Source organism: Winogradskyella sp. ECml5-4 (assembly GCF_036903175.1).
In the GTDB taxonomy this organism is placed as follows: Bacteria; Bacteroidota; Bacteroidia; order Flavobacteriales; family Flavobacteriaceae; genus Winogradskyella; species Winogradskyella damuponensis.
Window position 1 is genome coordinate 58,579 of record NZ_JAYJLF010000002.1, and the last position, 14,648, is coordinate 73,226.

Annotated in this window: 9 protein-coding genes; 3 read left to right on the plus strand and 6 right to left on the minus strand. The window is 32.7% G+C overall.

What is annotated here, in order from left to right:
• Positions 1-67 precede the first annotated feature (67 nt).
• The gene (locus VDP25_RS01910) at positions 68-1,654 is read left to right on the plus strand and encodes a hypothetical protein (protein ID WP_334466173.1); all 1,587 of its coding nucleotides are present in this window, start codon (positions 68-70) and stop codon (positions 1,652-1,654) included.
• Between the two features lie 429 nt (positions 1,655-2,083).
• Here the strand turns inward: VDP25_RS01910 and VDP25_RS01915 are convergent, their stop codons facing one another.
• From VDP25_RS01915 to rhaD, 6 genes are all read right to left on the minus strand, one after another.
• A complete protein-coding gene (locus tag VDP25_RS01915) occupies positions 2,084-2,443 on the minus strand; it encodes a hypothetical protein (RefSeq protein WP_334466176.1) in 360 nt (119 codons plus the stop codon).
• 104 nt (positions 2,444-2,547) lie between these two features.
• Positions 2,548-6,678, minus strand: a complete 4,131-nt coding sequence (locus tag VDP25_RS01920) for a hybrid sensor histidine kinase/response regulator transcription factor (RefSeq protein WP_334466179.1) — start codon at positions 6,676-6,678, stop codon at positions 2,548-2,550.
• Positions 6,679-6,719: 41 nt separating this feature from the next.
• Positions 6,720-7,721, minus strand: coding sequence for a class 1 fructose-bisphosphatase (gene fbp / locus VDP25_RS01925; protein ID WP_334466181.1), 1,002 nt, complete (start codon positions 7,719-7,721; stop codon positions 6,720-6,722).
• Between the two features lie 19 nt (positions 7,722-7,740).
• Positions 7,741-9,051, minus strand: a complete 1,311-nt coding sequence (locus tag VDP25_RS01930) for an FGGY family carbohydrate kinase (protein ID WP_334466183.1) — start codon at positions 9,049-9,051, stop codon at positions 7,741-7,743.
• Positions 9,052-9,116: 65 nt separating this feature from the next.
• The gene (locus VDP25_RS01935; protein ID WP_334466186.1) at positions 9,117-10,904 is read right to left on the minus strand and encodes an L-fucose isomerase; all 1,788 of its coding nucleotides are present in this window, start codon (positions 10,902-10,904) and stop codon (positions 9,117-9,119) included.
• Positions 10,905-10,919: 15 nt separating this feature from the next.
• Positions 10,920-11,714, minus strand: a complete 795-nt coding sequence (rhaD, locus tag VDP25_RS01940) for a rhamnulose-1-phosphate aldolase (RefSeq protein WP_334466189.1) — start codon at positions 11,712-11,714, stop codon at positions 10,920-10,922.
• A gap of 192 nt (positions 11,715-11,906) precedes the next feature.
• On the opposite strand from rhaD, the gene VDP25_RS01945 reads away from it, so the two are divergent.
• Together VDP25_RS01945 and aldA are read left to right on the plus strand one after the other, a co-directional pair.
• Positions 11,907-12,806 carry an AraC family transcriptional regulator gene (locus VDP25_RS01945; protein ID WP_334466192.1) on the plus strand — a complete coding sequence of 300 codons (900 nt, stop codon included), beginning with the start codon at positions 11,907-11,909 and terminating at the stop codon, positions 12,804-12,806.
• A gap of 393 nt (positions 12,807-13,199) precedes the next feature.
• Entirely contained in the window at positions 13,200-14,639 is a 1,440-nt protein-coding gene (gene aldA / locus VDP25_RS01950; protein WP_334466195.1) for an aldehyde dehydrogenase, read from the plus strand.
• The last annotated feature ends 9 nt before the right edge of the window (positions 14,640-14,648 follow it).

Sequence of the window (14,648 nt, forward strand, 5' to 3'; positions counted from 1 at the left end):
TACAATTATTGATATCAATCTAAACACAACATTAAATTTTAAGAAAAATATAAATTACCCTACTAATATGAAAAATAAATCAAATAAAGAAAGAGAAGTACGACAAAGGAATATTGTATTATATGTTATATTATTTATGGTCTCTTTTTCTTACGGGCAAGTTGGTGTTGGAAATACAAATCCACAAGCCACTTTAGATATTACAGCATCTAACCAAGCCACACCTTCAAATGAAGATGGCATATTAATTCCTAGGATTGATGCATTTCCATTAACTGCACCTACAGCTGCACAAGACGGAATGCTAGTTTACCTTACTACAGCAGTTGGTTTAAACTCTAAAGGCTTTTATTATTGGGATCAAGCAACTACAAGTTGGGTTAGGTTTTCAAGTATAGAAAAACTAAACGACCTTACTGATGCAAAATCAGATGTAGATGGCTCAGAAGATGGTTCTTCTATTTTTATAGGTATAGATGCAGGACAAAATGATGATGCTACTGACAATAACAATGTTGGAATAGGCTATAGAGCATTACAAGTGAATACAAATGGTACTCATAATTCTGCTTTTGGTTATACAGCTTTAGCAAACAATGTGGGCAATAATAACTCGGCTTTTGGATTTACAGCATTACAACTTAATACCTCTGGAGTAGGAAATTCTGCTTTTGGTAAAAGAGCTTTAGAAGATAATACTACAGGAAATCATAATACAGCCATAGGTGCAGATGCATTAAGAAATAATTATACTAGTATAGCGGATCCTCTAACTACTGGCGCTAGAAACACAGCAGTGGGTAATGGTACAATGTTTAGCAATACTTTTGGAGCAGAAAATGTTGCGATAGGTAATCAAGCGTTATATACTAATCTAACTGGAGTTGGCAATACAGCAATTGGTGCAGAAGCTTTATTTAATGATACAACAGCGCCAGATGCTAGCCGTATTACTGCTAACACTGCTGTTGGTTATCATGCTTCACATCAAAATGTAGACGGAGAACGTAATACAAGTGTAGGATACGAGGCACTAAGTAGTAATGTTGCTCAAAATAATAATTCTGCATTTGGTCATGGAGCACTTAGTTTAAATAGTTCTGGTAATAATACTGCTATGGGTTCATTTGCTGGAAATGAGAGTTCTGGGAACTCAAATGTATTTGTAGGCGTCCAAGCAGGTAACAATAGATTAAGTGGCAATGAGAATGTATTTGTTGGTATACATGCTGGTCGTGGTGAGAATGTGTCACCAGCAACCACAACAGGAGGTGAAAATGTGTATCTTGGAAAAAATGCTGGTCGTGGTGTAACAGGAAGTTCTAACGTTTTTATTGGTTATCATTCAGGTTATGATAATGCTTTTGATACGACTTCAAATACGTTGTTAATTCAAAATGAAAGTGATTCAATACCATTGATTTATGGTGATTTTGCGAATGACAGAGTTGGTATTGGTAAAATAGCAACGACAAATGCTTTAGAAGTAGAAGGTACAACTGAAGCGACCCAATATAAGTTATCTGCATTAAATACAGCACCTGCTAGTGCTACAGCAGCTGGAGTTGAAGGAGAAATAAGAGTTACTACCACACATATTTATGTTTGTATTGCGGCTAATACTTGGGTAAGAGCTGACTTAGCAACTTGGTAAATCTAGGCTCATTTTACCTTTTAGATATAACAAAATCCATAACAGCATATTAAATTTTAAAAAGAATTTAGTATGCTGTTTGCAAATAGAGACTTAGGTACTAAATCATTTTAATAAGATTTGGAATCTTTAAACCTAGACCTCGTTTGCAACTCATTATCTTCTTATAGATGAGTTATAAACGTTAATTATCACTTCAGGTGACGGAACCTTAGCTAATTAAAGAAAGCCTATCTATCCATACTTTTTACGCCTTCAGCATAAAGGCTTTGTTAAATTATATCTCTCAGATTTCAATAAAAATAATGTCCTTTAAAATATTCACTATCTGAATATTTTAAAGGACACTAAAATTTAGACTTATTTAAATTAGGATAAACTTAATCTGTTTAAAAACTAAACATTGTATAGCACCTAATTATAGAAAAATTAATTTTTCTTTTTCTTCTTTTTGTTTTTGCTTTTATTCTTCTTAGAAGCATTTTTTATTTCTTTGGCTCTCTCTTTTCCAAAGGCCTTATTAAGCGATTTCGAAAATTCCTTATTGCTTTCTTTTCTTTTTGCCTTTAATTCTTCAGAACCTTTTTCATACTTTTCATTAACTTCAGAAACAGCTTTTACGTGTGCTTCTTTTAATGTTATTAAAGTAGCCTTTTCTTCACTTGTTAAAGTTATTTTACTTTCTACAGCTTCTACGTATGCATTTACTTTTTTGTCTACATTTTTTTGAGCAAATAATGACGTACACATTGCGATACTAAATACGACAAATAATATTGTTTTTTTCATAATGTTAAAATGGTTTTAATATTAATTAATTGTTTGAACAACAAACATAATTTATATATGCTTTTATGACGTTCTTTCATTCATCATTTAGTTGCTGAAAACTATCATTTCCCTCTTTTTGAATATTCTGAAGGCGATACTCCATGCAATTTTTTAAATGATGTAGAAAAATAAGAATTAGACTCAATACCTATTTGATACATGACTTCTGCAACATTATAACCATGATTACTATCTAACAACTCTGCTGCTCTTTGTAATCTAAAATTACGTAAATAAGCATTTGGAACTTGCCCCGTTAATTGCTTTAATTTTCTATAAAAATGAGATGAACTCAAGCCTGCTTCTTTAGACAATTCTTCTACCCCAAAATTTGAATTCGATAAATTTTGCTCTATTATTTCAGTTATATTTTCTAAAAACTCTAAATCTCTTTTAGAAAAGCCTAATTCTTTTTTATTTTTTGGAGGCAAGCTATTCTTTGAAAAATAATCTTTTATCTTCTCGTTATTTTCAATTAATTTTTTGAGCCTAAGCTCCAAGTGTTTTAAAGAAAATGGTTTGCTAATATATTCATCGGCTCCAAATTCTAAACCTTTAATTAAATCCACATTATCACCCAAAGCCGTTAATAGTAAAACAGGCAATTGACAAGTTTCTGGATTTGCTTTAATACGTTTACACAATTCAAAGCCATCCATTTCTGGCATCATCACATCACTTATAATTGTGCTAAATTCTGTCTTTTTAATTTCTTCTAGTGCTTCTACCCCATTATTTGCTATGGTAATATTATATTTATCTGATAAGGCATTATTCAGAAAGTCTTGAATATCTAATTCGTTTTCAACAACTAAAACATTGTGCTGTTTCTCACTTTTTTTGCTAAGATTAGCCTCTTCAATGGTATTACCTTGTAAAGGCACCCAATTTTTAATGAATGATTTATTTGCATCACTGCCTTCCATATTAACTTCTTCAATAGTTGAAGATGGAATCACAACTGTAAAACGGGTTTCTTTATTTGGTTTACTTTTTACCGAAATACGACCATTAAATAATTCTACTAAAGATTTACAAAAAGATAAACCAATACCTCCGCCACTTACATTGCCATCTTGATTTCCTAATTGATAAAATCGTTCAAAAATGTTATTTAAACTCTCTTTTGGAATACCTTTTCCTGTATCGATAACATCTATTTTTATATTTTTCACGCCCTCTTCAAATACAATAGAAGCATCAATACTAATCGTTCCTTGAACTGGTGTGTTTTTAAAAGCGTTTGAAAGCAGGTTAAAAAGTATTCTTTCCAATTTTTCAACATCAATAACAATCTCTTCGTTTGGAGAGCTTATTTTATAATAAAAATTAATGTTCTTTTCTAAGGCATAATTTTCAAAAGCTTCTGTAGTTGGATATAAAAAGTCACCTAAAGTAGACTTTGTATAATTTAAGTTCAAATACCCTTGTTCTGCTTGTCTAAACGTGATTAATTGATCTATTAAACTTAAAAGTCGGTGTGTATTTCGCTTTATAATCGTTAAAAAGCGTTCACTTTCTGGATTGGTATTGTTTTCAATTACTCTATCTAAAGGCCCTGAAATTAAAGTTAAAGGCGTTCTAAACTCATGAGATAAATTGGTAAAATATTTAAATTTACCTTGGTTAATGACTTCTACCCTATCTTTATCTAATTGCTCGTATATAAGTTTTTGTTTCAATTTTTCATGCTGAACAAAATAGAACACAATTCCGACCCCAATTCCTAAAAATATGAGTACCAATAATGTATAACTCCACCATGTTTGGTACCAAAGTGGTAAAACAACTAAGGTTAAAGATTTGGTTGAATCACTCCAAATACCATCTCCATTAGCCGATTTCATTTTTAATGTATAAGTCCCATCAGATAAATTAGTATAAGTTACAGCAGATTTACCTTCGTCTGTTTCTACCCAATCTTTATTAAAACCTTCTAATTTATAAGCTATCTTATTTTTAGCAGGAGCTGAAGTATGTTCTGCAACTAAATTAAAGGAAATAATACGCTGACTTTTAGAGATAGTTACGGTATCTGTTTCTGAAATTGCTTTTTCTAGTATCGTAATATCATTAAATTTTTCACCAATTTTTACAGGTTTATTATTAATTAATAACGATGTAATTAAAACTCTTGGCGACTGTCTATTTAAGGCTATTTTCTGAGGATCAAAAATTGTTAGACCATTTAAACCACCAAAATACATATAACCAGATGCGCCTAAGGTATATGCCGATTGTCTAAAATTATTTTGAATTAAACCATCACTTACATCAAAAACATTGACTTTGTTTGAGTCCGTATTAAACCGAACTAATCCCATATCTGTACTAATCCATAAGTTATCGCTATTGTCTTGTGGTAGAATTCCATAAATAACATCATCTGGTAAAACATCATTTTTTCGAAAATACTCCATGCTCAAAGGATTGCTATCGCTATCTAAGGTCAGTTTATTTAAACCTCCACCAAAAGTCCCTATCCAAATATTCTTTTTATCATCTTCATAGAGTGAAAAAATACTATTGTAACTTAGTTTACTATTATCTGCTTTAGAGTCGTTATATTCTCTTATAGTTTCAATTTTACCATCTATATAACTGCATTGTAATAAACCTTTATCTGTACCAAACCACAATTGATTCTTGCGATCTTGCAAAAAAGACTGCACTCTATTGGCAGCGATTTTTAAACTAGATTTGATAGTGATTTTAGGTTGCCTAGTATTATCGATGTCCTTCCAAGGATTTTCTAAAACAATAATTCTATTCCCTGCTAAAACAATATCTGTATCATTGATTTGCGCAATTTTTCGTGTTAAGAATAAAGACGCTTTTCCATTTCTAGATAAAAGCTGAACGCCTTTAAAATCCTTTCTTATAGGACTGTAAACAATGACTTTTTTATCGGTACCAAACCAAATATAGTTTTTATCATCCTGATAAATACATCGTATAACATCGGTACTTTCAATAGGTAATTGACTTTGTAAGTCTTCGTATTTAAGCTTATCTATATTGTTTTCAGTAATGGCATCTATACTTCTAAATAATTTTTTATTGTAACCTGAAATCCAAATCTTGCCGGTGTTATCTTCTAAAATTGAGGTGATTAAATTATCACCAATAGAAAACTTATCGTAAGGGTTGTTAGTATAGGAATAAAATGGTTTTTGAAAAAGATCTAATTTATTAATTCCACCTTGTGCTGTACCTACCCAAAGCACATTAAAACTATCTTGATATACGGCATTAATTTGATGACTACTGATGCTGTTTTTATTCTTTGGATCGTAATTAAAATGCTTAAAAGAATTTAGAATTGGATTAAATTTATAGAGCCCGTCACCTGTTGTTCCTATCCAAATGGCATTATCATTATCTTTAAAAAGACTATTGACATAAAATGTAGAATCTTGATTTGGAACTTTTATTTTCTTAACAAGGTAATCTGAGTTTGAATCTAAATTTGAACTGTACAACCCTTCTGTTGTACCAATCCAAAATATGTTATCCACTTTTATAATTTCAGTGATTTCTTTATCCTTAAAAAAATCAAAATCATCTACAGCTGGAAGTGCCGATTTTAATATTGGACTTTCCGATGGGTACTTCACTTTTTTTAAGCCATCTGTTGTACCTAAAAAGATTGAAGCATTTTGACCAAATGTAAATGTATTAACCTCTAAATCCGCTTCTTTTAAATCAAGTGCATTCTCAGAAACTTCAAAAACACCATTATTTACATCCTTTAATTGGCAGCGTATTAATTGTTTAGGAGACGTAATCCAAACATAGTCATCGTTTTTGGAAGCAATCTTATTAACATCAATATTATAGTTTATTGGAACTGTAAAAAAGCGTTCTAGCCAAGGCACATAGATATTAACTCCAACATTGGTACCTATCCAAAGAATACCATTGTTATCGTTAAATAAATAAGTAATATTATTACTAGAAATGGTTTGCTCATCTTTAGATTGGGTGCTGAATGTTTTAAACTCATAGCCATCATAACGAATTAAACCATTAGGAGTGGCATACCATAAAAATCCATATTTATCTTGTTCTATGGCATTAACCGTATTTTGATTAAACCCTTCTTTATTAGAAATTCTTTCAAAGTTTTGAGAATAAGCTTGTTGAATCAATAGTGTTATTAAAACACAAAGAAAGCATATAATTCTACGCATGTTATATATTTAGTTTGACACAAGAATATACGTATTTTAATTTATTGACTAATAAATTCAAGTAATTTTTTTATCATATCACGACTTCCACAATAAAACGGAGCACGCTCATGAATATGAGTAGGCACAATATCCAATATACTTCGCTCACCATCAGTAGCTATACCATTTGCCTGCTCTGTTAAAAATGCCATGGGATTACATTCGTAAAGTAATCTTAATTTACCATCGGTATTAACAGTACTATTTGGGTATAAATAAATCCCTCCTTTTATCATGTTTCTATGAAAATCGGAAACTAAAGAACCAATATAGCGTTGTGAATAAGGTCTATCTGCTTCTATCTGCTGACAGTATTTGATATATTGCTTTACCCCTTCTGGAAAATGACTATAATTACCTTGGTTTACCGAATAAATAGCACCTTGCTCTGGGAATTTCATATCTGGATGCGAAAGGTAAAAAGAACCAATGGCTGGATTAAGCGTAAAGCCATTAACACCATCTCCTGTGGTATACACCAACATGGTGGACGTGCCATACACAATATAACCTGCGGCCACTTGGTTTCTGCCTGGTTGTAAAAAGTCTTTTTCTTCTACAGGAGTACCTGGCGGAGTTAAGCGTCTATAAATTGAAAAAATAGTTCCAACAGACACATTCACATCAATATTAGAAGAACCATCCAAAGGATCCATCAATACGACATACTTCCCATTTGATTCTTTATCACGACCTTCAATGGTTATAAATTCATCATTCTCTTCTGAAACTATACCACAAACAATATTTCTATTTTTTAAAGATTGAATAAATGTTTTATTCGCAAATACATCTAATTTTTGTTGATGCTCTCCTTGTACATTAACATCACCTGAATCGCCAAAAAGATCTACTAAACCCGCTTTATTCACCTCATGATTCACCACTTTTGCAGCCAAACGCAATGCGTTTAAAAGACTTGATAGTTCTCCACTAGAAAAGGGAAACGAAGCTTGGTTTTTTATAATAAATTCCCCTAAAGTCGTTTTTTGATGACTCATAATAGTTGCTTTAATTTCTTTAGATATATGATTTCATCATCAATGCAGCACCTAAAGCACTTTCATTTTTACAATCAGAAATTTTTATTTCAATATCTGTTTTTAACAGCTTTAAGAAGGCTATAAATATTAGGTTTTTATTAAATCCACCAGAAATATAAATGTCTTTAATTGCTGAATTTTCATCAGAAATTAAATTAATACCTTGAATTACTTTTTTGCTAATTTCAAAAACTAATTGATAATAAGCCGCTTCGTAATCCTTATAATTAGTTAATAAATAAGGATGTGCTTCAAAATCACTATCAATACCTTCTGCTAAAAATACGCGTGCATTTGTATTTATAAGTTCATTACAAAGCGTTTCATTTAGCTCTAATTGTAAATGGGTATCAATATCTACTTTAAAATACGTACTTAAAGCAGCGATATAGACTTCATGGATTTTTCCAAGAAATTGCATAGACGATTTTATCTGCTGTTTATGTGGAGTCATAAAACACAGACAGTTATTTTTTAACTGGTGTTGTGTTAAGGTTTCCTTGCTAAACGGATTCATGGCTATAATCCAAGTTCCTGTAGATAGTAAAATAAATTCGTTGTCTTTTTCTGTTTCTAATAACGGAATAATAGACGCCGAACTATCATGTAAACCTGTTCCAACGGCTATTTCTTGTCCATTAAATGTGGTGACTATAGCTTCTTTCCCATTTTGTGGTGTCGGTAAATTTAATTTATAATCAGAAATCCATTGATGATACTGCATGGTATCAAAATCCCAGGTTGCTGTATGTGCACCTACAGATGTAAAATCTGCAGTTACTTTTTTGGTAAAAAGATAACTTAAGTATTGTGGGTAATGTAAAATCTTATCTACCTTATTCCAAAATTCTGGTTTTTCTTTTTGTAATTTTAAAATTTGAAGTCCTGTGTTTAGCATACCATAAGCCGGAGATGCTGTTTTTCTAGAAAACTCTTCCTGACCTCCATTAGCATCATAAAACTCATGATACGTATCTAAGCTTAACGGCTTTAAATAATTATATAATGGTGTAATCCTATGACCATTTTTATCTAAATAAATAAGACTAGCACCATGCGTAGAAAAGTTAATAGCCTTTATAGCATAGTCGCCTTCAGCTTGTATTCTTTTTATCTCATTTTGAATCCAGTTTTCTATAGATTCGATATCATCACAAGGGTAACCGTCTTCATCAGCAACTTCATCAAATCGCGTTGCATTTCTGTATACGACGTCAAACTCTTCATTAAACAAGAGTATTTTTTTATTTGTTTTCCCTATATCAATTACAGCAATTACATTCACCATCACAGTTCTAAATTAAAAAAAGGGTGTTTGGTTTTAAAGCCAAGCACCCTTTTGAGTTATTCTAATTAGTTTTTAAATCCATATAACGGACCATAATTTTCACAAGCTCTATAATCTGCGCCTTCTAAGCCTTCGCCAAAAGCAGACCATGCACTTGGTCTAAATACGTCGTCTTCACTAACATTATGCATGTTCACAGGAATACGTAACATGGCAGCTAACGAAATTAAATCGGCACCAATATGTCCATGAGAAATCGCTCCATGGTTGGCTCCCCATTTTGCCATTACCGTATACACATCTTTAAAGAAACCAGTCCCTGTTGTTCTTGGTACAAACCAAGTTGTTGGCCAAGTTGGGTTTGTTCTTTCATTTAAAATTTCGTGAACATCCTCAGGCAATTCAACACTCCAGCCTTCTACAATTTGTAACACTGGTCCAATCCCTTTTACCAAGTTTAATCTACACATCGTCATTGGTAATTCACCTCTTGTTTTAAACTGAGAAGAGAATCCTCCACCTCTAAAATATTCAGCAATTGCTGCTGGCCATTTGGTGTTATCTAAACATTTTTGAACTTCTTCTTCTGTAATTTCCCAGAATGGTTTCATTGTAGGATTACCATCAGCATCTGTTTGTTGTGCTGTAGCATCTAAGGTTGTAGAACCAGAATTGATTAAGTGAATAATTCCGTTCTCTGCAATACCAGTTAATTTCTTACCTGTTACACGTTCTACTGACTCAGGACTCCAGTACGTACGGACATCTGAGAATAATTGCGCTTTGTTGGTTAACAAGTGCCCAAACAACATAGAAATTGCGTTTAAACAATCGTTTTCAGTTGCAAATGTGTACGCTTGACGAATACCATTCCAATCAAAAGACGAGTTTAAAATAGATTCTGTGAAATCGGCGTTGGGTTGGTAATCGGTCCACTGACGTTGTCCTTGGAAACCTCCCATAATGGCATTTCTACCTTTAGATTCTTCACCGAATCCCATTTCTTTTAACTTAGGGTTTCCGTTCATTAAATCTTTACAGATTAATGTCATTTTTACAACCTTTTCCCATTCAGCATCTTTTTCTTCTGCTGATTTTTGAGCTTCAGGACTGTTATAATCTTTACCTTCTTTACAGTTTGCTTTGGTCCAAGCTAAAGCTTTTTCAAATTCGTCATGATCGTAAATACCTTCATCAATACGTCTTAAAAGCTCTACAGACTCTACAAACTCAGCTCTTACACCTAAGTAATCTTGTAAAAAGTTGACATCTACCATAGAACCTGCAATACCCATAGAACTGTATCCTATAGATAAATACGATTTACCTTTCATTTGAGCCACTGCTAAAGCGCCTTTTGTGAAACGTAATATTTTTTCTGAAACATCTTGAGGAATGGTTTGATCACCACTATCTTGAACTTCTTTACCATAAATTCCAAACGCTGGTAATCCTTTTTGAGAATAACCTGCTAAGGCTGCTGCTAAATATACAGCTCCTGGTCTTTCTGTTCCGTTAAAACCCCAAACTGCTTTAGGTGTTAAAGGATCGGTATCCATAACTTCTGTTCCATAACACCAACATGGTGTTACTGTTAATGATACTTCTACTCCTTCTCTTTTAAATTTATCTGCACAAGCTGCTGCATCTGCAACACCTCCAATAGTGGTATCTGCAATAACAACTTCTACTTTTTCTCCGCTAGGGAAACGTAAATTGTCTTCTATTAGCTTAGCTGCGGCTTTAGCCATGTCCATAGTTTGAACTTCTAAAGACTCTCTAACTCCTAATTCACGTCCATCAATCACCGGACGAATGCCTACTTTTGGTAGTCTACCTATTAATCTACTCATGATTATATTTTTTTATTATGTGAATTGCTCTAATTCTGTTAATTGTTCGTTTGAAAGTCCTGCGGGTTTAAAACCTGCTGCCCAACACATCATTAACATCTTAGCTCCTTTATTGGCAACATCTAAAAAGTCCCAAGCTTGCATTACATCTGGCGCTGTAGCTGTTGCTCCATGCTTTTCCCATAAGGATACGTTTCTTGTTTTAAAGGCTTCCATAGTTACATCTGCTAAAGCTGCTGTACTAGATAAAGCATAAGGTGTACAGTGAATACCTTTTGGTACAAATACTTTAACCTCAGGACACATCATCCAGATTTGTCTGTTTAATTCTTCTTCATTATCAAATAACTCGTGATGACTCATACAGATTAACTCTAATGGGTGTGTGTGCACAACCGCTAAATTTTCTGGATGATGAATAGAGTTAAATAAATGGATACTTGCATGAGAAATTAACTCACACGTTGGTCCAAAATTTTCACGCTTACCACCCCAAATAACGGAATACGCTGTAGCATCTTCATTGATATATAAGATACAAGACGCTTCTTCAAGCTTATCTACTAAATCTCTCAAATAACAACCTGTACCTGTAATGTAAATTACAAATCCAGCAGCTCCTTTTGGAAATTCAAACGGAACTTCTGTTCCAATACCTTGTACTTCTTCTTTTGTAAAGTAAGAGGTTAAGTTCATTGAAATGTTTCCTGCATTTCGCTCTGCCCATTCACGTTGCCATAAATAACCCGCGACTTCGGATACTTTTTTTAATTCTGCTTCTACCTGTACTGGGAGTTTTATCGTTTTCATTTGTTTGTGTTTATTATTTTTATTTGTCAAATGGTGCATCCATATTAATCATAACATTAAGTATTGCGTTTTTAGTTATGGATGGTTCATATCGTTTTAAATAAAATTATTGTAACAAAATTAGACACACATTACTCCTTATTAAATATTCAAAATCTGTATTTTTGTATCTAATTCAAACATTAGTGCTTCATGAAGTTTGTAAAAGAAATTGAATTAGGCGATCCTTCAGCAAATCATCAAAATTTCATTGACCTGAAATTAAAGATGTTATGTTGCCGATATTGGTTATTAGATTTATGGGACTGTCATGAAATGGTTTTTCCGTTTTGGAGGCTATATTGGAATAAAAACACAGGAGGCCAATTAATTCACCAAGACACTGTTTTTGAAATGGATCCGAATCATATTTATATAATTCCTCCATTTACCTCGTTTTCGTCGCGCTATACAAAGAATCATATTTATAATGAAGGCATTCATGTTTCAGGGAAACAATTGAACGCTAAACACAATGAAGCCGATTTAGAAAATATGTTTCTCATTCACTTCTTTGCGCATTTTAACCTAGGTGTGCCTTTTGACAGTGTTTTTCCTGGTATTTTAAAAATTGAATTAACCGATTACTTAAAAGACAGATTAAACTATTTAACCGATCGCCTAAAAGTGGAAAACAAAGATTTTAAACTCACTTTTAATTTAAAGTTACAAGCCTTTATTAAAGAAGCACTCACTAATATTGGTCCAGAATTATGGAAAACCATTAATATAGACGAGCGTGTTTTAAAGGTCATCCGTTATATTGAAGTCAATCTTGATAAAAAACTCAGCAATACCCAAATGTCTGCACTGGTAAATATGGCACCAAATTCGTTTGCCAGATTATTTAAAGAAGAGATGAATGTAACCTTACATCAATTTGTTCAAAACAGAAAAATCGCAAAATCCTGCGAGTTATTTGAGCATACTAATAAATCCATTGAAAATGTCGCATTCAATTTAGGGTTTTCGGACCGCTATCATTTTTCAAGGGTATTTAAATCGGTTACAGGATTAACTCCGGCATCCTACAAATCTGGAAAATACACCTAAACTTCTCTTTCCAAATACTTAAGGTTTCTGTCTTATTATGTGTGTTTTTAAGCTTATGAGGATTTTGAGCAAGCAATTGACGGATTTGAGAAACGTGCTTTAGTTAATTATATCATTCTTTGTAGAGACCAATACCATTCGGTTGTAGGTCAACAAATTTCTATAACAATTTATGGGGTTTTCAACATTATATGCTGTTTGAATTTTAAACACAGAAACCCTTCGATGTTTAAATTATACATATTATTGATTAATATGGATAAATTCTAAAAACACATTGTTATATATGTTTGTTAACCACATTGGCAAATAAGAATTCGATTTTTTGTTTAATTATAATAAAAACATCGAATTTATTAAACATATCACAACATAAACTAAACGTAAACACTCATGAAAGAATTTAATCAATTTATAAACGGAAAGTTTGTAAAATCTACTTCTTCAGAAGTAACAAAAGTACTTAACCCTTGTACAGAAGAAGTATTGTCAGAGATACCACATGGATCTGTTGAAGATGCAAATAAAGCATTAGATGCGGCTAAAGCATCACAACATGCTTGGAAATCTCTTACAGCCGTTGAACGTGCTGGCTATTTACATAAAATGGCTGATGTCATTCGTGAAAATCGTGTGTTTTTAGCTGAAACTTTAGCAGCAGAACAAGCAAAAGTGATAGGCTTAGCGCAAGTAGAAATTGATGTTACAGCTGATTATTTTGATTATTATGCAGGTTTTGCAAGACGAATAGAAGGTGAAATTATACAAAGTGACCGTAAAAAAGAACACATCTTTTTACATAAAGCACCTATTGGTGTTGCTGTAGGGATTTTACCTTGGAACTTCCCATTTTTTGTAATGGCAAGAAAAGTTGCTGGATCATTAATTACAGGAAATACTTGTGTAATTAAGCCAAGTTGCATTGCACCAAACACAATTATGGAGTGGGTAGATTTAATCCAAAAAATAGAATTACCTGCTGGTGTATTAAACTTTGTGTGTGGTTCTGGACCAATAGTTGGAAACGCTTTATCTAAAAGTCCAATTACAGGTATTATCAGTTTAACTGGTAGTGTATTTGCAGGTCAGAAAGTTATGGAAGCTGCTTCTGAAAATATTACAAAAGTATCTTTAGAATTAGGTGGTAAAGCTCCTGCGATTGTTTGTGCCGATGCAAATTTAGAATTGGCGGTTAATGCCGTTGTTGGTTCTAGAATTATTTATAGCGGACAAGTATGTAATTGTGCAGAACGTGTGTATGTTGAAGAATCTATTCACGATCAGTTTTTAGAAATGGTTACGGCTAAAATGAACGCTTTAAAAGTAGAAGATGCTTTTTCTGAAAACAATCCTGACATGAGTGCATTGGTTTCTAAAGCGCAATTAGATAAAGTAGCAGAAATGGTTGAATTTGCTAAAAAAGAAGGTGCAGAAGTTTTAGTTGGTGGAGGTAAATCTACCCAGTTTGATAAAGGTTATTTTTACCAACCTACATTATTAACTAACGTAAGACAGGATATGCAAATCATCCAAGATGAAGTTTTTGGTCCTGTATTACCAGTAATGAAATTTAGTACGCTAGATGAAGCTATTGCATTGGCCAATGATTCTGAGTATGGTTTAACATCATCAATTTTCTCAGAAAACTTCAACAAAGTAATGCATGCTGCTGAAGAATTACAATATGGAGAAACCTATATCAATAGAGAACATTTTGAAGCTATCCAAGGCTTCCATGCTGGATGGAAAAAATCTGGAATTGGTGGAGCTGATGGAAAACATGGTATGGAAGAATACCTTCAAACAAAAGTGATTTACGCACAATACAGATAGACATTAATA